General features: G+C 43.4%; 37 protein-coding genes and 1 tRNA gene. 29 read left to right on the forward strand and 9 right to left on the reverse strand.

Annotated features, from left to right (window positions below; all coding sequences use genetic code 11):
- Nucleotides 1-6: 6 nt before the first annotated feature.
- Entirely contained in the window at nt 7-1,722 is a 1,716-nt protein-coding gene (locus CRO25_RS00115) for an ABC transporter ATP-binding protein (RefSeq protein WP_079694236.1), read from the forward strand.
- Between the two features lie 156 nt (nt 1,723-1,878).
- Here the strand turns inward: CRO25_RS00115 and CRO25_RS00120 are convergent, their stop codons facing one another.
- Together CRO25_RS00120 and CRO25_RS00125 are read right to left on the reverse strand one after the other, a co-directional pair.
- The gene (locus tag CRO25_RS00120; protein ID WP_079694235.1) at nt 1,879-3,681 is read right to left on the reverse strand and encodes an AraC family transcriptional regulator; all 1,803 of its coding nucleotides are present in this window, start codon (nt 3,679-3,681) and stop codon (nt 1,879-1,881) included.
- Between the two features lie 216 nt (nt 3,682-3,897).
- The gene (locus CRO25_RS00125; RefSeq protein WP_079694234.1) at nt 3,898-4,893 is read right to left on the reverse strand and encodes an ABC transporter substrate-binding protein; all 996 of its coding nucleotides are present in this window, start codon (nt 4,891-4,893) and stop codon (nt 3,898-3,900) included.
- Nucleotides 4,894-5,059: 166 nt separating this feature from the next.
- Between CRO25_RS00125 and CRO25_RS00130 the strand changes: the two genes are divergently transcribed.
- The 6 genes from CRO25_RS00130 to CRO25_RS00155 all read left to right on the forward strand — a co-directional run bounded on the left by CRO25_RS00130 (nt 5,060) and on the right by CRO25_RS00155 (nt 8,448).
- On the forward strand, nt 5,060-5,383 hold the full coding sequence (locus tag CRO25_RS00130) for a hypothetical protein (protein ID WP_256336374.1): 324 nt from the start codon (nt 5,060-5,062) through the stop codon (nt 5,381-5,383).
- A gap of 104 nt (nt 5,384-5,487) precedes the next feature.
- The gene (locus CRO25_RS00135) at nt 5,488-6,066 is read left to right on the forward strand and encodes a DUF3221 domain-containing protein (RefSeq protein WP_079694233.1); all 579 of its coding nucleotides are present in this window, start codon (nt 5,488-5,490) and stop codon (nt 6,064-6,066) included.
- A gap of 41 nt (nt 6,067-6,107) precedes the next feature.
- Nucleotides 6,108-6,494, forward strand: a complete 387-nt coding sequence (locus tag CRO25_RS00140; RefSeq protein WP_063565544.1) for a DUF5071 domain-containing protein — start codon at nt 6,108-6,110, stop codon at nt 6,492-6,494.
- Between the two features lie 286 nt (nt 6,495-6,780).
- A complete protein-coding gene (locus tag CRO25_RS00145) occupies nt 6,781-6,960 on the forward strand; it encodes a ribbon-helix-helix protein, CopG family (RefSeq protein ID WP_079694231.1) in 180 nt (59 codons plus the stop codon).
- Between the two features lie 144 nt (nt 6,961-7,104).
- On the forward strand, nt 7,105-7,380 hold the full coding sequence (locus CRO25_RS00150) for a DUF6809 family protein (protein ID WP_063565546.1): 276 nt from the start codon (nt 7,105-7,107) through the stop codon (nt 7,378-7,380).
- Nucleotides 7,381-7,443: 63 nt separating this feature from the next.
- Nucleotides 7,444-8,448 carry a VanZ family protein gene (locus tag CRO25_RS00155; RefSeq protein ID WP_257018503.1) on the forward strand — a complete coding sequence of 335 codons (1,005 nt, stop codon included), beginning with the start codon at nt 7,444-7,446 and terminating at the stop codon, nt 8,446-8,448.
- A gap of 111 nt (nt 8,449-8,559) precedes the next feature.
- Here the strand turns inward: CRO25_RS00155 and CRO25_RS00160 are convergent, their stop codons facing one another.
- Nucleotides 8,560-9,462 carry a manganese catalase family protein gene (locus CRO25_RS00160; RefSeq protein ID WP_079694230.1) on the reverse strand — a complete coding sequence of 301 codons (903 nt, stop codon included), beginning with the start codon at nt 9,460-9,462 and terminating at the stop codon, nt 8,560-8,562.
- Between the two features lie 211 nt (nt 9,463-9,673).
- On the opposite strand from CRO25_RS00160, the gene CRO25_RS00165 reads away from it, so the two are divergent.
- The 4 genes from CRO25_RS00165 to CRO25_RS00180 all read left to right on the forward strand — a co-directional run bounded on the left by CRO25_RS00165 (nt 9,674) and on the right by CRO25_RS00180 (nt 11,020).
- Entirely contained in the window at nt 9,674-9,988 is a 315-nt protein-coding gene (locus CRO25_RS00165; protein WP_179800926.1) for a hypothetical protein, read from the forward strand.
- 54 nt (nt 9,989-10,042) lie between these two features.
- On the forward strand, nt 10,043-10,363 hold the full coding sequence (locus CRO25_RS00170) for a DUF3889 domain-containing protein (protein ID WP_064636525.1): 321 nt from the start codon (nt 10,043-10,045) through the stop codon (nt 10,361-10,363).
- Nucleotides 10,364-10,532: 169 nt separating this feature from the next.
- Nucleotides 10,533-10,745 carry a hypothetical protein gene (locus tag CRO25_RS00175; RefSeq protein ID WP_064636528.1) on the forward strand — a complete coding sequence of 71 codons (213 nt, stop codon included), beginning with the start codon at nt 10,533-10,535 and terminating at the stop codon, nt 10,743-10,745.
- Complete coding sequence (locus CRO25_RS00180; protein WP_063565552.1) at nt 10,739-11,020, forward strand: hypothetical protein; 282 nt, start codon at nt 10,739-10,741, stop codon at nt 11,018-11,020. Before CRO25_RS00175 ends, CRO25_RS00180 begins: the two co-directional genes overlap by 7 nt.
- A gap of 60 nt (nt 11,021-11,080) precedes the next feature.
- On the opposite strand, the gene CRO25_RS00185 is transcribed toward CRO25_RS00180, so the two are convergent.
- The 3 genes from CRO25_RS00185 to CRO25_RS00195 all read right to left on the reverse strand — a co-directional run bounded on the left by CRO25_RS00185 (nt 11,081) and on the right by CRO25_RS00195 (nt 12,362).
- Complete coding sequence (locus CRO25_RS00185) at nt 11,081-11,317, reverse strand: DUF3892 domain-containing protein (RefSeq protein ID WP_063565553.1); 237 nt, start codon at nt 11,315-11,317, stop codon at nt 11,081-11,083.
- A gap of 110 nt (nt 11,318-11,427) precedes the next feature.
- Nucleotides 11,428-11,871, reverse strand: a complete 444-nt coding sequence (locus tag CRO25_RS00190) for a GNAT family N-acetyltransferase (RefSeq protein WP_063565750.1) — start codon at nt 11,869-11,871, stop codon at nt 11,428-11,430.
- A gap of 236 nt (nt 11,872-12,107) precedes the next feature.
- On the reverse strand, nt 12,108-12,362 hold the full coding sequence (locus tag CRO25_RS00195) for a hypothetical protein (protein WP_063565554.1): 255 nt from the start codon (nt 12,360-12,362) through the stop codon (nt 12,108-12,110).
- Between the two features lie 144 nt (nt 12,363-12,506).
- On the opposite strand from CRO25_RS00195, the gene CRO25_RS00200 reads away from it, so the two are divergent.
- Nucleotides 12,507-12,579 (forward strand) — tRNA-Val (locus tag CRO25_RS00200).
- Nucleotides 12,580-12,687: 108 nt separating this feature from the next.
- Here CRO25_RS00200 and CRO25_RS00205 read toward each other — a convergent pair.
- The 3 genes from CRO25_RS00205 to CRO25_RS00215 are packed head-to-tail and all read right to left on the reverse strand — an operon-like array spanning nt 12,688 to nt 14,825.
- On the reverse strand, nt 12,688-13,953 hold the full coding sequence (locus tag CRO25_RS00205) for a site-specific integrase (protein WP_256863579.1): 1,266 nt from the start codon (nt 13,951-13,953) through the stop codon (nt 12,688-12,690).
- 20 nt (nt 13,954-13,973) lie between these two features.
- Complete coding sequence (locus tag CRO25_RS00210; RefSeq protein WP_079694228.1) at nt 13,974-14,411, reverse strand: ImmA/IrrE family metallo-endopeptidase; 438 nt, start codon at nt 14,409-14,411, stop codon at nt 13,974-13,976.
- A 15-nt stretch (nt 14,412-14,426) separates the two neighbouring features.
- Nucleotides 14,427-14,825, reverse strand: coding sequence for a helix-turn-helix domain-containing protein (locus CRO25_RS00215; RefSeq protein WP_079694227.1), 399 nt, complete (start codon nt 14,823-14,825; stop codon nt 14,427-14,429).
- A gap of 110 nt (nt 14,826-14,935) precedes the next feature.
- On the opposite strand from CRO25_RS00215, the gene CRO25_RS00220 reads away from it, so the two are divergent.
- The 17 genes from CRO25_RS00220 (at nt 14,936) to CRO25_RS00300 (ending at nt 23,767) form a co-directional block, all read left to right on the forward strand.
- Nucleotides 14,936-15,154: a helix-turn-helix transcriptional regulator gene (locus CRO25_RS00220; protein WP_079694226.1), complete on the forward strand. Its 219-nt coding sequence runs from the start codon at nt 14,936-14,938 to the stop codon at nt 15,152-15,154.
- 129 nt (nt 15,155-15,283) lie between these two features.
- The gene (locus CRO25_RS00225; RefSeq protein WP_079694225.1) at nt 15,284-15,613 is read left to right on the forward strand and encodes a helix-turn-helix domain-containing protein; all 330 of its coding nucleotides are present in this window, start codon (nt 15,284-15,286) and stop codon (nt 15,611-15,613) included.
- Complete coding sequence (locus CRO25_RS00230) at nt 15,610-16,425, forward strand: Bro-N domain-containing protein (RefSeq protein WP_079694224.1); 816 nt, start codon at nt 15,610-15,612, stop codon at nt 16,423-16,425. Before CRO25_RS00225 ends, CRO25_RS00230 begins: the two co-directional genes overlap by 4 nt.
- A 39-nt stretch (nt 16,426-16,464) precedes the next feature.
- Nucleotides 16,465-17,412, forward strand: a complete 948-nt coding sequence (locus tag CRO25_RS00235) for a hypothetical protein (protein WP_079694223.1) — start codon at nt 16,465-16,467, stop codon at nt 17,410-17,412.
- 102 nt (nt 17,413-17,514) lie between these two features.
- Nucleotides 17,515-17,796 carry a hypothetical protein gene (locus CRO25_RS00240; protein ID WP_079694222.1) on the forward strand — a complete coding sequence of 94 codons (282 nt, stop codon included), beginning with the start codon at nt 17,515-17,517 and terminating at the stop codon, nt 17,794-17,796.
- Nucleotides 17,793-18,263, forward strand: a complete 471-nt coding sequence (locus CRO25_RS00245; RefSeq protein ID WP_079694221.1) for a helix-turn-helix transcriptional regulator — start codon at nt 17,793-17,795, stop codon at nt 18,261-18,263. The genes CRO25_RS00240 and CRO25_RS00245 overlap by 4 nt, the downstream gene beginning before the upstream one ends.
- Nucleotides 18,260-18,475 (forward strand): hypothetical protein, encoded by a 216-nt coding sequence (locus CRO25_RS00250; RefSeq protein WP_079694220.1) that lies wholly within the window; start codon nt 18,260-18,262, stop codon nt 18,473-18,475. Before CRO25_RS00245 ends, CRO25_RS00250 begins: the two co-directional genes overlap by 4 nt.
- Nucleotides 18,476-18,614: 139 nt before the next feature.
- Nucleotides 18,615-19,001: a hypothetical protein gene (locus tag CRO25_RS00255; protein ID WP_079694219.1), complete on the forward strand. Its 387-nt coding sequence runs from the start codon at nt 18,615-18,617 to the stop codon at nt 18,999-19,001.
- Nucleotides 18,991-19,320, forward strand: a complete 330-nt coding sequence (locus tag CRO25_RS00260) for a hypothetical protein (RefSeq protein ID WP_079694218.1) — start codon at nt 18,991-18,993, stop codon at nt 19,318-19,320. Before CRO25_RS00255 ends, CRO25_RS00260 begins: the two co-directional genes overlap by 11 nt.
- Nucleotides 19,321-20,403, forward strand: a complete 1,083-nt coding sequence (locus CRO25_RS00265) for a replication protein (RefSeq protein WP_256863578.1) — start codon at nt 19,321-19,323, stop codon at nt 20,401-20,403.
- Nucleotides 20,333-20,641 carry a replicative helicase loader/inhibitor gene (locus tag CRO25_RS00270; protein WP_079694217.1) on the forward strand — a complete coding sequence of 103 codons (309 nt, stop codon included), beginning with the start codon at nt 20,333-20,335 and terminating at the stop codon, nt 20,639-20,641. Before CRO25_RS00265 ends, CRO25_RS00270 begins: the two co-directional genes overlap by 71 nt.
- Nucleotides 20,622-21,950, forward strand: a complete 1,329-nt coding sequence (gene dnaB, locus CRO25_RS00275; RefSeq protein ID WP_256863577.1) for a replicative DNA helicase — start codon at nt 20,622-20,624, stop codon at nt 21,948-21,950. Before CRO25_RS00270 ends, dnaB begins: the two co-directional genes overlap by 20 nt.
- A 19-nt stretch (nt 21,951-21,969) precedes the next feature.
- Nucleotides 21,970-22,350, forward strand: a complete 381-nt coding sequence (locus CRO25_RS00280) for a hypothetical protein (RefSeq protein ID WP_079694215.1) — start codon at nt 21,970-21,972, stop codon at nt 22,348-22,350.
- Complete coding sequence (locus CRO25_RS00285) at nt 22,322-22,756, forward strand: hypothetical protein (RefSeq protein WP_143806510.1); 435 nt, start codon at nt 22,322-22,324, stop codon at nt 22,754-22,756. The genes CRO25_RS00280 and CRO25_RS00285 overlap by 29 nt, the downstream gene beginning before the upstream one ends.
- Nucleotides 22,757-22,874: 118 nt before the next feature.
- Complete coding sequence (locus CRO25_RS00290; RefSeq protein ID WP_079694213.1) at nt 22,875-23,165, forward strand: hypothetical protein; 291 nt, start codon at nt 22,875-22,877, stop codon at nt 23,163-23,165.
- Nucleotides 23,158-23,364 (forward strand): hypothetical protein, encoded by a 207-nt coding sequence (locus CRO25_RS00295; protein WP_079694212.1) that lies wholly within the window; start codon nt 23,158-23,160, stop codon nt 23,362-23,364. Before CRO25_RS00290 ends, CRO25_RS00295 begins: the two co-directional genes overlap by 8 nt.
- 22 nt (nt 23,365-23,386) lie before the next feature.
- Nucleotides 23,387-23,767 (forward strand): hypothetical protein, encoded by a 381-nt coding sequence (locus tag CRO25_RS00300; RefSeq protein ID WP_079694211.1) that lies wholly within the window; start codon nt 23,387-23,389, stop codon nt 23,765-23,767.
- The last annotated feature ends 323 nt before the right edge of the window (nt 23,768-24,090 follow it).

The following is a 24,090-nucleotide window of genomic DNA, read 5'->3' on the forward strand; positions in this document are numbered from 1 at the left end:
CAGTCCATGCTTCGCCGTTTTTTTGCCTATTACAAGCCTTACAAAAAGCTGTTCATTCTGGACTTTAGCTGCGCGATTTTCGTAGCTCTGCTAGAACTGGCCTTCCCGCTGGCAGTCAATAGAGTCGTGGATGACCTTTTGCCAGGGGGACGCTGGGACTGGATATTATGGGCATGTCTTGCGCTGCTCGCGATCTATCTATTAAACTCGTTCCTCAACTTTGTTGTTACATACTGGGGACATAAGCTTGGTATTAATATCGAGACCGATATGCGTAAGGCACTTTTCAATCATGTACAGAAGTTATCATTCCGTTTCTTTGACAATACCAAAACCGGACACCTGGTCTCTCGTATGACCAATGACCTGATGGATATCGGCGAGATTGCCCATCATGGTCCGGAGGATGTATTTATCGCAGTAATGACTTTGATCGGTGCATTCAGCATCATGATGAGCATTAACGGAAATCTGGCCGTGTTAACATTTATTATCGTGCCGCTCATTATTTATCTTTCCTTGTATTTTGGCAGCAAGATGTCCAAGGCATTTAGCCGAATGTTCGGGGATATAGCGGATTTCAACGCACGTGTAGAAAACAATGTAAGTGGTATTCGCGTGGTTCAGGCTTTTGCGAATGAAGAGCATGAAAAAGCACAATTCGCTGTAAACAACAGCCGTTTCCGTCAGACCAAACTGATTGCGTACAGAATCATGGCCTGGAACTCTTCCATCAGTTACATGCTGATGAAGCTGGTATCCCTCTTTGTACTGGTATGCGGCACATGGTTTGTCATTCAAGGCAGTATGAGCTATGGTCAATTTATTGCATTTATTATGCTGTCCAATGTGTTTCTTACACCCATTCAGAAGATCAACTCCGTTATTGAGACGTATCCAAAAGGGATTGCGGGTTTCAAACGTTATACGGAATTGCTCGATATGGAGCCGGACGTTGAAGATCGACCGGGTGCCACTACGGTATCTCATCTGCGTGGAGATATCCGATATGAGCAGGTGACCTTTGGCTATTCGGATCAGGAGCCTGTTCTGAAAGGGATTGATCTGAATATTCACGCTGGTGAAACAGTGGCCCTTGTAGGACCATCCGGCGCAGGGAAAACAACGCTGTGCAGTCTGCTGCCTCGTTTCTATGATGTGCTGGAAGGTCGCATCACGATCGATGGTCAGGAGATTCAAGACATGACGCTGGATTCATTGCGCAGTCAGATCGGAATTGTTCAGCAGGACGTGTTCCTGTTCGATGGAACCGTTCGTGAGAATATTGCGTATGGCAAGCTGGATGCAACAGAAGAAGAAATCTGGATGGCAGCTCGTCGTGCACAGATGGAAACACTGATCACTTCCATGCCGGAAGGAATGGACACGTTAATTGGTGAACGCGGTGTGAAGCTGTCCGGCGGACAGAAACAGCGTTTGTCCATTGCACGTATGTTCCTGAAGAATCCTCCGATTCTAATTTTGGACGAAGCTACATCTGCATTGGATACTGAGACAGAAGCAGCGATCCAGCAATCTCTTGCGGAATTGTCCGAAGGACGGACTACCCTGGTTATTGCCCACAGATTGGCTACGATCAAAAATGCGGATCGCATTATTGTTGTTGCCGAGCAAGGAATTACTGAGCAGGGCAGACACGAAGAATTGCTTGAAGCAGGTGGAGTATACAGTCGTCTGCATTATGCACAGTTCGGTGCCTGAACGTAACAGAGAGTTTGTGAACGTAATATAAGAAAGCTGCATAAGGAGTAAAAAATAACGCCTTCGTCTACTCATGATCCTGAGTAAGCGAAGGCGTCTTTTCTACTTTTTTAATATCACGTTGTGCCAGATGGCAAGAGAAGAGAATCACGCAAACTAAGTCAGTGGATGGTTTAAAATACGTGGCATGACTTTGAGCAAACGATCTCTTGTGATCGGGTCATCGAAGTTCCATTTGGCGTTTGTAGTATACGTGTGTGCACGAACAGAGGCGGGGAGCTCGTCCCAGCTGGTCTGATTGAGAAGTTGTCGCAGATGGGCGTCATGACGACGGTTGCTGGAGGTTAATACGAACAGGCGGTCACCTGCATAGTCGGCCACTTCATGCTTCTGAATTTTGAGAAAACGAACATCGTTCTTCATCAGGGAAGCCACGGTATCGGGAGGGCTGAACCCAAGGGGATGATAGAGTGTCAGTGGGAACCCCTGAACCCCCATCACATACCACTCTCCATCCAGCTCAAGCAGCACGCTTGCTGTTTCTCCCGTGCCTGTACTTCCGCCCAGGCGTCTCCACATATGTTCGTGTTTTTCTTCATAGTGGGCAATCCACTGTTCCGCTTTCTGTTCTTCACCCACATGTTTGGCAATACTGCGCAGTTGCTCGGCGGTATTGCTTGCCGGATTGATGGTCAGTGTGGGCGCCACCTGCTCAAGCAATTCTCTCATCGCGTCCGAACGGTGCTCATAGACAATAAGGTCAGGTGCTAGACCTGCGATAGCGGAAGTATTGTTGATTACACCCACATCTTCAATGTGCTGCAGTTGGTTCCGGTATACGACTTGATGCCGGATAATGGTTAGTTCTGCGCCAACGGGCCGAATTCCCAGTGTCAGCATGTGTCCGACCATACTGCCCATCGTGACAATTTTGGGAGAGTGTGTTGTCGGTTTAGACTGCACAGGGTTAACAGCAACGGGTAGAATTGATGGAAAGGATGAAACAGGTGCGTTAATTGGATTAGGTGCATTCTCTGAGTCGGATGGTGCCAGTGAGGGGGAAGCGAACAATATGTTTTCTGAGTCAGAGTCAGGTGAAGTTCGGGATACGTTCCATGTGGATAAGAAATTCCTGTCGCTTCGATGCTGACGAACATATTGTTTGGGTGAAACCCCCGTCATCTGGCTGAATCGCCGATTGAAGTAGTACTCATCGCTGAACCCCACACTGCGAGCGATCTCGCGTAAAGGATCATCTGTGCGCATCAGCAATGTCTTGGCCTGTTCGATTCGTAACCGGGTAATATAGTCCAGCGGCTTATACCCCGTTATGCTCTGGAATCGTGAACTATATTGTGAGCGTCCCATACTGGCCTGAGTTGCAAGCTGTTCAACTGTAAGTGATTCTGTGTAATGCTGCCCAATGTATTGAATGGTGGTGCGCACCGATTCGTCCGGATGGGTACTTTTGCGAACAGTTTGAGCATTTTCCAGCAGAAGCACGATCATTTCCTGTAAAATAATCTGTTGTCTGAACTGTTGCATCTCATCTGATGCGTTTTCCCCAAATCCAACATGTTGTTCAAGCAAATGAACATATTGAGAGAACGGACGAATAGGTATAGGCTGTCCGTAAGGAAAAAGACGGTCCAAGGCAGATGCCGGTTCCTTGCTACCTCTGGCAAACACGTCAAAAGAGATATAGATTCCGTCTAACTGTCCATCACCGGTTAATTGAATCTGACTCTGGGGATGCAGGAGCATGGTGTTTCCTTTTTTGACGGGTACAGGGATGTCCTGTACATATAAAGTTCCTTTTCCCGAAGTAAACGAGAGCAGGGAATGCTTTTTAAGAACGGAGGAGATGCTCGGTGTCAGCAGTTTGCTGAGCAAATGGGATTGCGAGTTGGCATAGGATAAGGACAGAAGATCCGGAGTATTCTGGGTAAGTTGTCTCAACACGGAATCCTCTTTTCATAGCATATTTATTGAGAATAGTTATCAATTATAGTTGATTGTATATAAAGGAGCACTTTTTTTCAATGGCAAATAACCGGAGGCTCCTGTGTGTCAGGAACTGCACCGGTCATGAGTGGAGGGCAGTAGCCCTACAGATAATGCTTCTCTAGCAAAATGGTTTATCCTGAAGATCCTAACGCTTCGTGAATTGATGTGTTATTTTCCTAGTATGGAAGGCAGTTCGTCCATCAGTCGTTCTTTGGTAATCGGATCATCAAAGTTCCACTTGGTATTAAGATAGTAGACTTTATTGTTTTTAACAGCCGGGATGGACTTCCAGATGTCGGTCGTCATGATGGAGTCACTGTTATTTCGCTCTTCCTCTGATAGATCCGTGAGGACAAACAAGTATTCACCTGCATATTCCGGCAGCAGCTCGCTGGAGATGTTGGCAAAACGTTCATTTTTATCAATCAGGGATTCTTTAACTTTGGGAGCAGGGGTGAACTGCAATGTATCATACACAGTTTCGGCAAGTGCGCTGTTGCCCATCACGTACATATCTTTGCCAAGCTGGAGAAAGACGGATGCGGTTACACCTGTGGGCAAATCAAGCTGATTTCGTACTTGCTCGGATTGCTCTGCATAGGTTTTAATCCATTCCTCAGCTGCTTGCTCTTTCCCTAGAATGTCACCGAAGACTTTCACACGTTCATTGGTTGATAGACGGTCATAGGTTACTGTCGGAGCAATCTTCGATAACAAAGTATATTGGTTCTCTTCATAATAACTGCCGCCAGCATCCAGCAGGATCAGATCAGGACTTAATGAAGTGATTTTCTCCAGATCGCCTTGCAAGTCGCCTACATCTTCAATCCCATCCAGCAATTCGGGATAAGCGATCTGATCGCCAATGATGCCTAGGGCTGCACCTACTGGTTTAACATCCAGGGCAAGCAAATCTCCAAGATCACTGCCTGTGAAAATAATACGTTTCGCGTTGACCGGAATCTCTACCTTGTGGCCCAGGGAGTCGGTGTAACTCTTGGTTTCACTTTGTTCGGACTGCGCTCGAGTTGAGGTGGTCGATTCACCTGATTCTGCTTCAGCGGTCGTAGTGGGTGGTTCTGCTTTGCTACCACAGGCTGATAGCAACCCACCAATCAGGGTAATCATGAGTATAAGGGTACCGAGCTTACGTGTTGCGTTCATCGTTATGGTTCCTCCCGCATAGGTTACTTATTGGATAATGATAATCATTATCAATTTAGTTCGAATGTGATCAGTTTATCGAAAGCGGGGTGTCAGTACAATGGACAAACAGGTGGAAAACCTTTGTACAAAAATAAAACGATTCTAAGTGGAGGAGGCGAACGTTATGAACATTATGCTGGAAATTCTCATGACTTGGCTGATATTGATTTTGATTCTTGCCATCTTGGTGCAAGGTATTAGAAAGAATTCGAAGGAAGGAGCCAAGTCCGTCTTCAGACGTTGGGGAGGATTATTGATTGGATTATTTGTTGTAGGGACTGTACCTTTGGGCTTTGCGATGTATACAGAGTGGGGTGTAGAGCGGCTGGATGCCAACATTGGATTGGGACTGGCTTTGTTTTTTACCTGGGCATACTGTGCCCTCTTGTTATGCGTGGCATTAGTGATCTGGGGGAGGTACTGGTACAAGCAATACGGGAAGAAGTGATTTTGTTGCCCGCATGATTATGATAAACGTATGTTTGCATGCAACAATCAGCATATATTGAACGTTGAAGGTAGAAATAGGTGTTAATAAAGGGGGATTTACATATGTCCCATCTTCATCGAGTTCTGATATCGCTTTCGATCCTGATCGTATGCCTTCCCGGATGTTCAGGACATATCGATTGTAATTCTGTGCAAACTCAAGCGAATCCCCCAAGTGATAATGGATTCACTGGTTATGTGGTTGACCGCGAAGGCAATTCCATTCTAGTGGTTGATCCTGCATATGAAGACTTCGGTGAGAACGAAGGAGAAAGTCTATATTATCCGGCAAAATGGTTCTCCAATGCGCCTGATCCTCAGATCGGCTCCTATGTTGAGATCTGGACGGATGGCAGCCCGGAAAATCAGCCCTATCCCGGTCAGGCCAGAGCGGAAACGATTGCTGTATCCTGTCCGGCCAATCCAGATGGAGCTCATATGAGTGAGGAGGAAGCCATCCGGGCTGGATTGTACTCATCAGACGGAGAGCAAGTACGTATTCCTGTAATTGAGAATGTTGATTTCGATAAGGATATAGGAATATGGACCATTCATATGCGAGATGCAATATCAACGACGGATATTCAGGATCCAATAGAAGTAAAAGTAGAAGACATTGAGCCAGTAGGGGAGCAGGAGTAAGGATGTAGGATTTCAATGTTGGATGAAAAGAGGAGATAGGTCTGAATGTTAGAGAATGGCTTCCCCGCGACAAGTCTGATTTTGAAGCGGTGCGTAAGTTAAGTGAATTAGGTAATGAAGAGTTGCGAGATATCATTCCTGAGCTTACGGAGTGGTTGCAGGATGGGAATTGGCCCATTTTCAGATCCGTAGAAGATTTACTTTTAAGATTTGGAGAAGAACTTATTCCTCATATTCAAAATGTATTTAAAATAAGAGACTCTACATGGGAATATTTTATGCTGACGGGACTAATTAGTAGATTGCCTTCTAAATATTTGATTATGTTAAAGGGCGATTTAGAAAGAATATTAGAAAATCCTACGGAGGATGAGATGCTTGAGAAATTGGATGAGGTTATAATACCATTGCTGAATAAAATACAATAACAAGCAGTTCAGTGATTCAGGAAAGTTCATATTGAGGAGCAGCCCTTAACAACCTTGAACGGCTTAATGCCTTTCAGGGTTGTTTTTTTGTCAAAAACAGATCCGTACTTTAAAGTACAAGTCATAGCTACATATAACATGAGTGATATTTTTTCTGATTTGAACTGACGATCTACATGTATTTAATTTGGAAGCCACAAAATAAAGAACGTATGTTTTACAAATGAATTGACTTTTTGTCCTGACAATAATACATTAATGTCAGGACAAAAAAAGAGGTGAAGCGATGTCCTCCAAAAAGAGGGGGCGTCCTAAATCTGACAAACCCAAAAGCAAGACGATCGAGATACGTGTCGATGATGAAATTATGAACAAGCTCGATGCTTCGGCTGAGAAGCTGAATACGAACCGATCAGACATCGTTCGCAAAGGGATTGAGAAGATTTACGACGAACTCCAAAAATAAAAAAAAGAAAGCAGCGTTCGTCCCACGAAGAACAGCGCTGCTTCCTATCCCGCAATCACTATCAATGAGCTGACTGCATAAATATCCTACCATGTGCAGAACGCTCATTCAAGTCGATGCGAATCCATTTCTGGGAGGATGCACATGAATTCAATTCTGGAAGCACTTTATAGCGGGCGACTTCGCCCGGATGAGACGATGATGCCGACACATCCTGAATACCAATTATTAGGGCGGCAAATTGCGTCTCTGACGGAACAATGGAAGAATCGATTGAGCGAGGGAGAATTCCGTGAGCTAGAACAGTTGTTTGACTTGTGTGGTCAATGTGATGGTATGCATAGCGAAGCTGCATTTGTTCAGGGATTTCGACTGGGGGCCAACATGCTGATCGAAGTGATGAGTCATGAGTCAACGTGAGTCCTGCAAATTGTAGTGTAGGAATGATTTGATGATGTAGAAGTTTATTGAAAAAAAGAAGGTGTGATTTTGATTTTGTATCAAGGAAAGTCAAGAAAATTCATCATTGTATTGTTATCGTTGTATACTTGTTTAACATTGTATTTCTTATTCCTGGGCTTCGATAGAAGCTCGGCCAGTCCTGATCAGGGCTGGCGATACAGCTTCACCCCTGAAGGAATTCCTTTACATTTTCCAATGGGGAGAGATTTTAAGATATGGTTTTTTGAAATGGGGAACTTTGTAGCATTCATCCCCTTCGGGATGGTCATTCCGCTCCTCTTTCGCTGTGGGTTTATTCGCTTTATCAGCATATTCATTCTCTGCATTACGATGTTAGAGACATTGCAAATGATTTCCCGTTTAGGTGCGTTTGATATAGACGATATCCTGATTAATACTTTAGGGGCTGCCGTTGGATATGGAGCACAGCGGATAGTAAAGCATCATCGGAATACATTAAAAGGACTTATTCGAATCTTCCTGACAGCGATTATTTTTTCAATAGGTACGATCACTGTTGTTGGCGGCCTCAATCATTATTTAGATAACGTTGACGGAAAAAGTGTTGCACTGAATGAACTTGTTTCGAGCGATGGGGCTGTAGTATGGGATGAAGAACTCTCCAGTTTTACAGTAGGACAAACAAATGTCGAGCCTCAAATCAATCTGTACAGTAGAGAAAAACAAAAAACGAATGAGTTTTCATATCTCTTAAATAAAAAATACAAAAATATGAAAGGTTATTTCGCTATACCGGACGATGTTGTCCGAAGAACAAGCCATGAGCTTATTACAATAAGCTTTATCGCCGATGGCACAGAAATTTATTCCTTGGTTGTATCAGCAAACAGCGGGGAGAACCATCCTGACTCTTTTCAAACTCCGTTAAAGGGAGTTAATGAACTGACTATAAAAGTAATAACCGATGGTTCAAATCCGGTGACCAATATAGTGATGTGGGACATTGCATTGACAGAGCCAAACACAGGGCAAAAGTTCATCAACAGCATTAAATCCATGTTTTAATATATCAATAATAGCCCTCGATCCTGCCACTGAAGCAGCAAGATCCGAGGGCTTAATCCATTTTCATGCCATATCAACAACAACTAATACATCCACTACAACAAAGCTTTCTTAATCCGCAATATTTCCCGCCATCTTCAGACGACGTGCAATTTCCTGGAACTCTTCCTGCGAAATGCCTGGGGCGAATTCTTCTTCCACCGCAGGAGCTTCAGGAATCGGGTACCCTTCAGGTACGCCTTGAATGACTTCCAGCGGTTGTCCATCTTCGGGGTGTGTTCCTTTCCAGATCTGACTGATTGCAGTAAAGTCTTTATCACTATAGGTATACAGCTTGGTGTGTAGACCTTTTTCTTCGTATTTCCACGCCTCGTTAAAGGATTTGTTGCTCAGGGAGGGAATCGGCACCAATTTGGTTACATTCACTCCGGTTGCGATTTCAAGCGCTTTAGCATAAGCGACTACATGCACACCGCCGCGTACCAGCAAATAGCCAACAACTGCCCGGGCTGCAGGGTGATCGGTCATTTCATAAACTTTCATTTTATGTGTACGTGCTCCGCATTCAAGAAAAAAGTTATGCAGCAGATCTTCGACCAGATTTCCACTGTTAAAAACATGGGCGCCTGTCCATGGATTGCCCATGGAGTCGAAAGGCATTGCTCCCTGTGCGCCAGCCAGGAAATGATAGGACAGACGCGCATCCTTCACGGAACCAAGTGGTGTATCGTCAGGCTCTTTGTACTCAGTGGAACCTCTGAGGCATTTGTTAATGCCATGGGACACAAGCTCTACATGACCCAATTCTTCGGCGGTGATACTCATCACCAGATCGTAGAAGGGTTTCAATTTTTCTTTAGAGCGAAAATTAAAGGATTGATAGAGGTAATTGTTCAACGTTGACATCTCTCCGAATTTACCACCCAGCAATTCTTGTATCGCTGCCGCTGCATTCGGGTCCGGTCTCTCGACATTGGGGATTTCAATTGCGATTTCATCCATACGTTTGAACATTCGGTGTAACCTCCTCGAAATGATTGCTCAGAATAATGAAGTGATGTTGTCATGGCCTATTACACGTTTATCGAATACGCTAAACCCATAATTTTGCAATTGAGGCTTAAGGCGTATGTAGTTAAGTCTACATTTGTTATTTCCAATCCCGTATTATTTATGTACAATCAGGACAAATGAAGTTAAGTATGGTTGTCATTATCTGATTTAAATGAAGGAGAAACTGAGAGTGCGCAAAAGTTGGATTATGGTAGGATGGGGTGTCCTGATGCTTCTCGTTTTTGGATGTAGCGATGTTACGGCAGCATACGCAGATTATCCAAGTGAGCTGGATCAACAAACACGAGATGCGCTTATAGAAAAGTACGGTTTGGAAAAGCCGGAAGATCCACCACCGCGTAATCTTTTATTGGAGGGTGACTGGGGGATAAGCTTCAAATCACCAATCGAACGGTATAAGATGGCGATCAGTACGATTCAATCGCTCCAGCAACCGATTACGTTTATCCTTCGTCTACTGGTGTAAAATAAACTTCTACAGGGCAGGCTAACGTAAACATTGTCCCGAGGAGTGAATGATATGAGAATGCTCATCGTAGCCCTGATGACGGTGATACTAAGTTTAAGTGGACTAGCAACAAGTTCAGCAACTGCAATTCCGGATTATGCGAAGTGGGGAATCATTGCAGTGAAAGAAACACAAACCAAGTACAACGTGGATATTTTGGATTACAAACACATCGGTCGCACCTCACTAACAGCAGACCAATCCCGTGAACAGTTCAAGTTATGGGTACGTAACAAAGACGGTAAACAATTTGCTGTATTTGTGAATGTTGATTTTAATCCGTCTACCCAGCAGCTGAAAAAAGTACAATTCACGGAATCGGATCGACGTTGAACTGAACATGCACTGCATAGCAAGGCAGGATAGGAACCAGACTTCCCTATGAGAGGGAGTGAGTCTGGTTTTTTTATTTCAAAAAAATCCTTTTTTTAGTTGTTGAATAAAGAACTTATGTTCGCATATAATAATAAAACAAACACATGTTCTTATTGGAGGGATGATTATGCTAGGGAAATATATTGGTCAGATGGTGGAGCTCGTCTACATGGATCGTGCAGGGCATATTACACAGCGGCAGATTCGAATCAACAGTGTACGGGAAGGTAAGATTAGAGCATCCGCAGGGAAAGAAGGGGCACCCCGAACATTTCTTGAACAAGGTATTCTTGCATGGCGTCCCGTACTCCATAAGGAAGGGAAGGAAGAAATATGCTGAATGATTTTGAACGCAAAATTTTGCGTATTATTGTTAATTATGCGGGGCAGCGTCGTCGAGTACCACGAATGGATGAGCTGGAGAATAAGACGGGCAGAACCAAGGCGTTCATTCATGAGTCACTGCTGGAGCTTGAGCGCAGGCAGCATATTGTGTGGGAGAACAAGTCTACGCTGGAAGGCATACTAATTCTGCAAGCATGGGAGCAGGAATCACAGCCCATTCGCAAAAGCCAGCCTGCTGGCGATGCCGTGAAATATTTTACCGAATATTAAAACGTAAAAAACGCCAACCCGGAATGCCGGATTGGCGCCATGTTAATCAGCATACATCTATTAGAAGATAGGAAGTTGATCAAGGTTATTGGTTGGGTCGCCGTCTGCGTCACCGCGAATGTACATTTCGCCGTCTTTGCCTTTAAAGACATTCACACCTGCAATTGATCCTGCTTTTACTTCTGCCAGTGCTTGTTGGTAATCCAGCACACGTCCGGATGAAGTTTGAAACGCCGTCAGATCGCCGTCACCATTTTTTTGTACTGCTGTGAAGCTTTCGCGTGTCGTTTGATCCATGATGTCACACTCTCCTTATCTGACCAAATAGGAATCTGGTTACCTCTTTAGCCTGTCCGGATCAAAAAAAAGTATGCACAACATAGCTTCATATCGCACGCTGAGGTTATTTACAGGCTCTTTTGCATACGAACGTGCAGAATATCTGCATCATAAAAAGGCTCTTCCGAGATCACTTCATATCCGAGCTTCTCATAGAACTTCTGCGCCTGGCATTGTGCGTCCAAAACAGAGTAGGCCAATCCCAATTCGCGTGCTCGTTCTTCCATGGCTAACAGAAGCACACGTCCGTAACCGAACGAACGATGAGATTTGAGTACAGCGATACGCTGCATTTTGGCGGTATCCTTGGTGTAATAGATCAGACGCCCTGTGGCTACAGCCTGTCCATCTTTACTCAACAATACGTGATGCACATCAGGACTGATGATATCATATTGATCGATCTCAATGTCAGCAGGCACCTGCTGCTCGATGACAAAAACATGATTGCGAATATCCAATGCTTCCTGGAGTTGTTCTTCAGTCGTTACATAACTAATCTCAGCTGCCAATTCCATACCTTCTTTCTGCTCTACGCTATCAGACTGAATTATACAAAAAAATGCTTTTCCTGTATAGTTAAGACTGGAACATACTGGGAGAGGAGGGGCGCACCATGGGTATGGCAGGAGTGATGGCAATCACCCTTTTGATGGCGGCAGGAATGATTGCTTTGTTGTATTATGTGACTAAGAAGGCGTACTCCAAAAAGTGGGACGAAGACGAGTGAAATGCAATTTGATGTTCCTCAGGGTAAGACTTCAACATTGCCTTGTGGGGAGTAAACGTCATGCACAACAGACTTGGAATACACATCCAGCCAAACGGGCAGATCATCATTCACCTCATGGGGCTCTTTTAACTGTTGGAATTGTACTGTATGTTCATCTCGTTCCAAACTACAACCGACAGAAACGTATATTAATGCAACAAGCGCAATCAAACAGGCTAAGTTTTTGGCTATGATAAATAAACGCAGCTTACGTTCTTTCATGTTCCTCATATGGAAGTCACCTCGTCATCAAAATGGTAATCATTCCTTTATTGTGCACCAATTCGAATAAAATATTACCAATATAACAATTGACAATGAACACGGTTACTTGGTATGATACTGTTACTTGATTGGAAAACAATCAGATATCATGATCTGTTAGCTCAGCTGGGAGAGCACTATCTTGACAGGGTAGGGGTCAGTGGTTCGAGCCCACTACAGATCATACAGAAAAAACCCTTGTGTGCCAAGGGTTTGAGCGTTTAGACAGTCAAGGTGTAAAGCTCCAAATTTTGCGATTTGGGGGAGAAATGGGGGAGGATTTTTTAAGTGGTTAGTTTTCTTCTTTCGGATTTCGAGAAAACTTATCGAACTTATTAGCTGACCTCTTTTTTATTTTTTTTGTAGCATGAACATATATATCAGCAGAGGTTGATAAACGGGAATGCCCCAAACGTTCCTGAATCACTTTTAAAATTGAATCAAAATTATTTTCAGATTCATCTTCAAGCAATAACGTGCCCGAGCTGTGTCTAAGCCCGTGAAATTTTATATATCGTATTTCGTGCCGGCTGCAAAATCTTCTCCACCATTTTGACGGATGTTGATAGTAATAAGGATTTCCTTCGCCATTATGAAAAACATACTGTCGATCCCCTCCAAGCCATTTTGTTCCAAGGCGCTTTCGTTCGCGAACCCATTCATCATAGTAGTCTTCTAATTCTTTCATATACCATTCTGGGAAATCTACATTTCTATGTGATGATATAGATTTGGGGCTTTTTTCTATTGCTTTTCCATTTTTAGATAAAGGAATATTGTTGTTTACCGTTAAAGTTCCTTCTTCAAAGTTTACATTCGGCCACTCTAAGGCAATTAACTCACCTCTTCGCCATCCTCCAAACATGGAACCAAGGATAAGTAGCCTCCATTTTCTTGATTCTTTGTAAAGAGCGTCTACTACCAGTTGCGCTTCTTTTTCTTCGTAATATTGCGGATTCTCCAATTTCATTAGTTGCTTTGCCCTTGCATTTTTATCTTTAGGTTTCTTGACTCCTTCCATGGGATTGGTTTCGATGTAATTCCATTCCTTCGCACGACTCAAAATGTTTTTCAATACTCTATAAATATAGCCGATCGTTCCAGCATCTAAGCCATCGGATTTTCCATCAAGTCTTGCTCCGGGTTGTTCCAAATCTTTAAGGAAATTTAGGATATGCATTGATTTTATTTCTCCTAGCTGCATGTGACCAAAACGGGGTATTAACCTGGAATCTAAATGTGTTTGATAAACTTCCAATGTTGCTGGAGAAAGTTCATCTCTCGCGTAATTGTTGTACCAGTCCTTGAAAACAAAATCGTTAAATGTTAACTTTTCGGGTTTTACATAATTGGAAGCAAGTACTTTGTTGCTAAAGTTCCTAAGAGCGTCTTGAAGATACTCTTTTGTTTTTTTGGGGGATTTAAGTATGTCAGGATCGTCAATTGTGATCTTATCTCTTTCTCTTATTTGAGTAACCCCGTCAGCTTCATAGCCAGTAACCACGACCATTCTCCAAGTATTTTTACCTCTTTTTTCAACATATCCCAAAAGAATCACCTCATATAAGAACGTATGTTCTATTTTTGTGTATAAAAAGACATTACTGGAGTGAAAAAGTGATGCATTTCAAGCGGAATTTTATTTCTTAGGAAAAATTTTTCTACGGTTTCTCCGCTTGAAATCTTGTTATCTCCAAGCAGTAGGATTATAGCGAAACTATTCGCCTGCCGCTCGAATTTACCAGGTAGATAGAATGACTTTTCATCAACAAAAAATCTCCCCATTCCTTTGTGCAATCTCTCATGTGCCAATTCATGTGCGCAGACAAACCGTTTCCATTCATCTGGCAAGTCCTTATGTATACAGATATACTTTCGCTTTAGTTTTTTATAATAGAAACCACGAGTACCTTTGCCTAAATCCGCAAACATGACATTGATATTCAGATGAGCTGCAAGTTCGTAAGGGCAATTAGTTTTGTATTTAGATGTTAGTTTATCCACGATGTCACGCATAATATTTCCCCCGTGTTAGTCATCTATTGGTTTTCTTTTATTTTTCTTCTTGGCATCCCAGAACATCGCTTCCATTACTCTAATTATTTTTTCTTTGTCTTCATCCGCAATTGGAACCCCATCAAACATGACTTCTTCATCTTCTTCTAACATTCTCTTAAAATCCCGCTTGTCTTTAGGAGTTGCCCAAGGAGGGATGATTTTTCCATCTGCATTCTGCTCTACTCCTAAAAGGAAATCTACAGAAACGTTATGGATTGCTGCCAGTTTAGCTATCATTTCGATATCGGGTTTGGATATATTGTTCTCCCATGCATTATAACGTGCTCTTTTGATGTCTAACAGTTCTGCCATTTGATCTTGGGTGTATGTTTTTTTGTTTCTTAATTGAGTTAATTTGTCTCCAATTTTCATAATGATCTGACAACCCCCTGAAAGTTTTGATAAAAATATTATCGAAATATGTTGACGATAATTAAATTATCAAATATAATCAGAAGTACATAAAGGAGGTGCACCAATTGATGGCTGCTAAACGTTCACTGTTTAGGCAATGTCGCGAACAAATCGGCTCTCAAGCTTTAGTTGCTTCTGAGTTAAAAATTTCGACTGTCTATGTTAGGATGATTGAAAACGGAACCTTTACTCCTGGTAGAGATTTGATGTTCCGAATTGCACAACACTTTGGCAAAACCGAAAAAGAATTATTTCCTGATTACTTTGACAAAATCAAAGTTACTTAGCATGCCCAAAGCGATAAAAATATTATCTATTACGATTATAATTGATAAGTATATTATCGTCAATAATTTTGTTTGATATGCATTTTTTTTACTATTATTGATAATTTAATTATCAATTGGAGGTGTTCCATGATTGAGAGCAACAGTTCTGATGACTTTCTAAATGATTTAGCAAAACGTGTAGCGAAAATAATTCTGCCCGAAGTTCTGAATGAAATAGCAAACAAACATTTAAGCGAATCGGAAGATAGAACATTAGAAGCTGATGAAGCAGCCGCTCACATTAAAATTTCACGAGTAACCCTTTATAGGATGTGTGCTGAAAACTTATTGCCTCATATGAAAATTGGCGGGAAAGGAAGTCGGAGAGGAAAGTTGTTGTTCAGTTCCAATGCGCTGGATAAATGGAAGAGAGATCAGTTATCAGCTAATTACCAACCAGAAGGAGCGAGGAAATGAGCGGAAACCAAATGGTGTTATTTGAAGGACAACTATCAATCACAATTCTGATGCCGGAGGATGTTAACTTCGATTTTGTAGGGGACTTCATCATTGCGGCCAAGGACGTAGCGGTTGGTCTGGAATATCAAGGTGCATCCGCTACAAACGAAGTTTTAAAGTTTTGTAAAACCGAACATGTTTACCTTGTAAAGAATTCAGACATGGTGAATCGCCATATCCGAAAAATGAACAATGCAGGTGAAAAGTTCATATCTAACCTTTCACTTAATCGGGTTCTTGGTCAGTCTGGACAGCCTAGGGCAATTCCATTCCAAGATTTCCTGTATGAAGAAATGCTGCCATCTATTCAGAAGACCGGAAGATATGAAAGACCTGGAATTGCTGAACCTGATCTAACTCATTTCAAGAAGGAAGCACACATGCTTGGTGTATCCGCTGAAATTTTACGTTTGCCTGAAAGCGGAAGGTTAAAGATGCTGGGGGACTTCAACAAGCAACATGGTTTTAACATTCCATTGCCAGCCTATGCCGATGAGCCGGATACAAAGTCTGCAACAGTGCTCCTGAAAGAATACGGGCTACAAATTGGGGCTAAGACCTTTAACGAACTTCTCATCCAACAAGGATTATTGGAAGTGAAGGAAAGACCGTCACGAGGAAGTGGTGTCAAATATTTCAAATCTCTTACGGAAGAAGGCATTGAGTTTGGTAAAAACTTGATTAGTCCTAACAACCCAAGAGAAACAGCGCCACATTACTTTCCTGCTAAATTTGAAATCCTACTTAAAAGAGTTGGGTTGAATAAATAGGGTTGTCTATAAAAAACAAATATTGAAGGGATGAACAATATGAAAAGAGCTGAAATTCAACAACAGATGAACGCTTGGGTAGTTAAGGCAAACAAATTCCTTGAGCAATTCCCAGTAGAACGAAACAAGCTGGACATCGAATTGTTAGACTATAACATCAAAATTGGGCGAGTTGCTGGCGGATACTGGGCGCGAAAAGTTTCCAAAGAAGATGTCGAGGTTTTTAAACGTGAAATGGTTGATTATTATGGCGAAGGTAGTGAAGATGAACGCGAGTTCACGAATTATATCGACACCATGCTTGCGCTTCCGTCCTATAAGGCGACCAATGTTTTTGCTGCATTGAGAATATACGGAAGACGGCGTATCAAGGTTCTAGCTAAATTTAGACTTTTGAAAGAAGAAGGGCATGTACTGCTGGACGAAATCAAGTCAATTGGAAAAGATGCGAAAGAACATTGCAGTGATAATGCTTCCGCGGAAGCTGGCTTATTAGTCTGGCAGACGTTGGACTTTTGGAAGCAGTTTAAAAAAATCATAGATGAACCTTTGACTGGTAGCAAGACCGACTTCATGGTCCAGATTGAAGCTATTTTCAAAAATTCCACGATCACAAGAGATGAGCTGCTACAGGTAATCACTATTGATAAAAGCCTAAAGTGGTGGGATGGCAGCAGACGCAAAATCTTTAAGGAAGTATACTCCAGAATCCCTGAGAAAATCGATTACGAAGCGTTCAAGGAAATCATCTTCATAGAAAAAATTGAGCATGAACAAGATTGCTATTTGATGGACATCTTCATGCATCACATGTTTTCGGTGATGGACAAGTACAAAAAGGAAACTGGCGAAGACATGATTGATACGTTTGGGATTTTGGAAGAGATTACAGGCAAACCAATCCAGACATTCACATCTAAGCTTGATGAATACGGAGACATTGTTGACATGGTACCGAACAAGCCTAATCTCAAGGTGGTGAAGTAACTATGAATCTGCCAGAACTTGCTCGAATCTGGTTCGGTCACCCTATGCAGCATGCCATCATCGTACGTAACATCCAAAAACAATCTAAAGGAGCTAAGTAATATGAAATTATCACTAAACGAAATTGCACTTATAGCCGTTCTTCGAACTCTTGATTTTTGCGACATGCTTGACGTGTTTGATTCTCTTGAGGAATTGTCTGTTCAGTCTGAATTGAAAGGTTTAGCTCAGACTCAGAAAGGTGATAACCCTGCAAGTGCTGCTGGATGGCTGAAACGTGCGTCTGATGTGGAAAAACTTCGCGATGCTCTTTGCATGGCTAATGATGATTATCGCGCTAACATTTTTCCTGAGAACCAAACACAATCGGAGGTACTGCAATGAAGGGATCTGACGGAATCTCTATTGCTCAAAAGTTGACATTGAAGGAAGCGCGGGAGAACTTCGGTTATTCGTTGAAGGATGCGGCTCGTAAAACCGGGATCACAGAAAGCAGAATTAGCGAAATTGAGATTGATGCCAGTCATGCAGCCATAGATGAATTCGTAAGTCTTTGTCAGTGCTATGGTACCAATTGCAATCACGTTTACTCTGGTGTTGCAAGCGAAGTTAACAAGGCTCGCAATTCAGGAAAATCAACTGATTTTAACGAAGTGTCTCAAATTACACAGATCAAGCTGAAACTTGCTGAACTAATTCAATGTATGGGCACGGACGACATGTTTACGCGTCAGGATATCCATAAAGCGATTCGGGAAATTTTCCATGATTTGCATGAATTCGAAGAGATTATTTTAAGCCCGTTTTTGAATGATCACGACAATATATTTTTGGGAGGTAGATCGGTATGACTGGAGAACAACATTCGGAACTGATGGCATATTGGGAAATGAAGAAGGAGCTTCTGGACATTATCTTAATTTCCAGCACTGAGGAAGATTATCCGAGGGATCAGCTTCAAAAGGATATCACCAAGGTTCTAGCTATTGTTGATGTGCGCGAAAAAGAAGCCATGTCAGCCATTACATCGGCGTACACAGCTTCTGTTAGTCATCTTAGATAATCATTCACGGTTCGCCTTAACATCTCTTGGTCGGGGTCGTTAAGGCAACCTAAATCAAAGGGGCATCCCTTCGCGCTGATTATAACACCATGTTTTCGAACAGCGCAAGGGCTGCCCCCAAATTTGAGGGGTGAACAATATGAAAACGGCTGTTCCTTTTGCGAAATTAAGCCGCGAAACAAAGGTTCAAGAATTGGCTGCAAGCATTCAATCCAAGGGCCTATATCCGGTCCTGAACAACTTTCATGTATATATCAGTGAACGTGCAACGTTAAAAAATAAAGTAGATGTATGGACATATGTATTGGGCTTGGTTTGTGATGCTATCCGCGGATTGCCGCAGGTAGAAGGGACAAATATTAACGTAGCGCCTATGTACGATTCAGCCAATGAAACAGCTTCCATCATGGCTTGGCCCAGCGGTTCAGAAGCCACCCATACCTGGTATAGCAAACCGGTTCGTATTGAGGGATTCGAAGTCATTTCAGCTCAATACGATTGGGAGGGTGAGCAACTTGGGATCTAAGGATACGGTTGTTGACGTTGAATCGGTTAGTCACGAACTTATTCGTTCTCTTACTCGCCCATATAAACCGGATTCAGAGTTTGTAGGAAAGTACCATCACATGCGCTTCCAGTGGTGGACATATGACATTTGGAGCACCGGATTTCAGGCTTCCATGATGACCTATTTAGAGTATGTAGATCGTGATGAATTATATGAATTTGTCTCTCAGTTCATTCGTCGGATGTGTGATAAGGAACAGCCCAAAGGTGATGCCGTCCGGGCTTTGCTGGCTGCTGCCTTCGGTACGCAAGATCAATTTGAAATAAAGGAAGAGTAGGTGAGACGTGTGACCGACTCTCGCAAGAAGAACGGTTTTGTAGGGATTGCCAACCAGATTTGGGACGAGGTCATTCGTCGTGATTTTACCAAGCGCCAGAAGGATATTTTGCTATTTATCTGGCGCTTATCTTATGGCTGCAACCAAGAGATTGCAATCATACCCATGTTAAAAGACTTTGCCTTGTGTGGCGTTGGTAAAGGTCATATAGGTGCAGAACTTAAGCATCTTGAGAACTGCAAAGTAATAGCACGGAACAACAATGAATATCGGTTCAACGAAAATTATGACTATTGGCAGATATCGCCAGTTAAAGGTTGGGATAGCAATCGGTTCGATGAGCTGATTCACACCAATCTAATAAATGCTAAAAAAACAAAAAAACAGGTTACTGAAACAGGAACCGAACAGGATGAGGGATTGGAAGGAAATCCGGCTGCTGAAAGTTACCAAAACGGGGACTCGCCAGATGCGGAAGAGTTACCAAAACAGGAACCGATTCAAGAAGACTCAGTTACTGAAACGGTAACCGAAAACGGAAATCAGTTACTGAAACAGGAACCGCCAGTTACTGAAACAGTAACCGTGACACCCCTTGAGCCCATACAGGGCGCGGCCTCCGGGGCTCTTAAAGACACTTTAAAGACATTAAAAGATAAAGACATTAAAGATATGGTCATTTTGGATTTCGAATTGTTCTGGAATTCATACCCGAAAAAGGTCGCAAAAAAGCAAGCTCAAAACATGTGGGATAGAGCAATCAAAGAAAAAGTCAAACCCGAACTTTTAATCCAATGTTCTCAGCACTATGCACAACATTGTTCAATCAACCGAACAGAAAGCAATTTCATCATGCATGGTTCGACCTTTTTAAACCCGAAGAACGAAAGATATGCCGATTTCACAGAAGCACCGAAGATTACAGCAGTTGTTCCGGTAGCGAGTGATCAAAGCAACACCCGGTCTAGTCGGAACAAGTCTCTTTTACAAAGACGGATGGAGGATACACGGAATGGACAATCAACAGGTACTGAGCATTTTGGCGGTAGTGGTTACAGCTTACCCCACGGTCGAACTGACTGACGAAATGGTCACACTATGGGAACAAATGCTTCACGATGTGACTTATGAATCTGCACAACGGAGTTTGACGCAACATATCAAGACATCGAAGTGGCCGCCAACAATAGCAGAAATCCGGGCGAATACATCCACGGTGAATGAGATCCTTCGGGCAGAGACACATGAACGATTCCGGCTGATGGAGTCATGGGAACAGAATGCGGTACCGCTTTTGAAAGATGGTGGAGCAAATGAATAACCTGTACAACCCGCAAGCCGAACAAGCTGTGCTTGGTTGCATTCTGCTGGATCGAACACCGGATACGGCAGCACTTGCAACGGGTCTATTAACGCCAGAGGATTTCTCATCAAGGCATCAACCTATCTTTGAATCAATCACAGAGCTTCATGAAGGACAAAAGGCCATAGACGTAATCACTTTGTACACCCATTTGAACGCCAAAGGGATAACAGGTGATGTGATCGGTTTGACGTACCTTGGAGAGCTGGCAGAAGCTGTGCCGACCATATCAAACGCCCGGGAGTACATCACGAGTGTTCAAGGATTGGGAGTAAAGCGCCAAGGGCTGCGGATGCTGGATGAACAGCGCCGATTGCTTGAAGAGTCTTCCGACCCGCTCGAAGTGATTGCTGGGATCAAGGCAGGGGCAGAAGAGTTGTCCGAACGTTCCCCATCCGAACGCGGCATGGTGAAAATCAGTGAAGTCATGGATGGTCATGATGACGATTTGGACATACGAAGCAAATCCAAAGGAATTACAGGCGTGCCCACTTGCGGTTCAGATCTGAACAGACTCACAGGCGGCAGGCAGAAGCAGGATTTAATCATTGTGGCAGCTAGGCCCAGTGTCGGGAAAACGGCCTTTATGCTTAACAACTCAAAGGCGGCAGCTAATCACGGCGTTACCACTGGGATATTCAGTTTGGAAATGCCCGGTAAGAAATTGGGTGAACGATTGATTGCAAACATAGGCAATCTGGACGGAACTATGCTACGGACTGGACTGTTAAGTCCGGAAAAATGGGGGGATTACACAAACGCCCGAATGCTTCTGGACGCCTTACCCATTGTAATTGACGATACACCGGGGATTACTATTCAACAGATAGCAGCCAAGACAAAGCAGATGAAGAAGGAATACGGCGAAATCTACATTCAAATCGATTATCTGCAGTTGATCAATCCAGGCAAAAAATTCTCAAGCCGTGAACAGGAAATTGCCTATATCAGCCGTTCCTTGAAGCAGATTGCACGGGACAACGATTGTCCGGTAGAAGTGCTGTCCCAGCTCAGTAGGGGCGTAGAACAGCGGCAGGACAAGCGTCCGATGATGTCTGATCTACGGGAGTCCGGTTCGATTGAACAAGATGCGGATGAAATTGACTTCTTGTACCGGGATGATTATTACAACGCTGAGACAGAGAAGAAAAACATTGTGGAAATCATCGTTGCCAAGGGCCGGAATACAGGAACAGGGGTCGCGGAAATGGTGTACATGAAGAATTTCAGCAAGTTTGTAGATATAGCACGGATACATTACGACTGATCAGAAAGGCGGTGTGAATGTGACAGCAGATCATTTGGAGATTGAAAACAACGTAAGACTCATCATGCGGTATCAGATCATTTTAATCAGCCATTTGGAAAATGCGTTGAAAAACGGCAACATTGACGAACACACATTCACCCGCCTGAAAAGTCAGGGTTGTATAGCTCAGACTCAGGATGAAATATTGGATCACTTCGACCGGATATTTCGTGAATTGGTCAGCTATTATCAGGAACGTTTGCGGGAACGGATGATAAAGGGTGCGGCATTTTTTGATGCCCTTGCCCCTGACGATCCACGCCGGATACCCGCTATGGAAAAATACGATGGGCTATGTAAACGGCTCAAGGAAAGCGAGGACAGGGAGCATGGACGACACAACGGTAATGACGCCTAAAGATGCAGCAAGCCAGCTTCATGAATTGGTCAAGCATATCAAGGCTCAATTTGATAATACGGTAACCTGTGTTGGGTTCTGTGATGGTGAAGCCACGGATTTATCACATGCATTCGAGTTTCTTGGTCCAGAAGAGGTGGAGCCGGAAGAACTGATGCGTCAGTATCAGGCGAACAGAAGAACGCGCCGCCTTGCCAAGGAAGCCAACGAACAATGGCGTGTGCTACATGAAATCGTTGTCCGGCTGGGGCTGCTTCATGAATTCAGCCAGGGCAAACGTGAAATTCGGTCAGTAATAAAAACTCAAGCTGCACGGCACTACACGGTGAGAAGTCGCGAGGATCTTCAAAACCATTTTGATAGAGCGAAGTTAAGACATAACGTTAATACAGGAACAGACTCATAGACGAACGTAAAGTGTGCATAGAGCGTTTCGGGGTGTAAACACACCAACCCCTATCTATAAATGCCGTGGCGGTACCGCAGAATTGGCCTGCGAAGAAATTAAAGGGGAGAGATAAGCTATGAAAAGCATAATTGATGTAAAACGGAAGCTGGCAAAAGCCAGAACACCCTATCCAACCATGCTGATGGATGAGCTGGAAGATTCGTTCATTGAGAACGATCAACTTCGTAAGGAACTTGAAGAGGAGAAGAACAAGCGCACCAGCTCCATACGGTTGTTAATGCAAGTGACGGATATTTTGAGCATGGCAAGAACACCAGACAGGGCAGGCGCGGCTTTAAAGGTGATTTACAGATGGTTGCATGAGAATAAGCCAGTAGAGCAGGAAGGTGAAGCAGCTCATGAGTAACGATACGGTAACAGCCCGTACCCAATGGGCATGGACCGAGAAAGCCGAGAGCCAGAACCCTACACGCTCTCGAGCCGGGGAACCGATCTGGCCGCAGTACAAGAAAAACGCACCAAAATCATGGTTGGACCAAGGACTGATTCAAGATGCTTCGGAAGTGGTCACAGAAGGCCAAGCGACTCTTGATGATTATATGTAGTATAGTGCAAAAGGGGGATCATATGGACGCTGTAGAACAATTAGAACTGTTTCCGAGCGCCACTGATAAGGATGCCGAAGCCACAATAAAGTTGCTCCGCGAAGATTACCCCCAATGGAAGGCAAGCAAAAGCGTGTTTGAAACAATGAGGGTATTGACGCCAGAGCAAAAAGGCAAATATGATGCCTACAATGAGAAAATCAGCGTGGTAGACATGGCAATTCGCACGATCAAGGACGATGAAGCCCGACGAATTATTGAACATCGGTTCATCAAAGGCGGGAAATGGAAGCACACTGTAATTAATTTTCGAAGTGTGATGAGTGAAAGAACAGTAGATCGGCGCATTACCGAAGGGATTAGATGTGTTGCCAACACGCTGAAAGATTGCGGAATCATATAAACCTTAAAATATTGACGGTAAATTGACTGTATCATGACAATCATATGACGGTTAATGCAAATTAAAGTAGGGACATAGGGCTTTTGCCCGGGTGTCCCTGCTACCCCTTATCCCAGCAGGACTCGACCGTGCTGTGGGATTGATATCCTTAGACGTGAATCGTCAGGGGTGCGGTGTGCGGGGAAAAGCGGTTATGATCACCGCTACTTTATATTATGGCCTATTGGTATAAGCCGGGTTCGATTCCAGGCAAGGCCAAACATCCATGACGGAGTTCAGGTCGACCGTCTGGATTATCAGGGATCTGAATAGGGAATACCGCA

Source organism: Paenibacillus sp. RU5M (genome assembly GCF_900221055.1).
Classification (GTDB): domain Bacteria; phylum Bacillota; class Bacilli; order Paenibacillales; family Paenibacillaceae; genus Paenibacillus; species Paenibacillus marchantiae.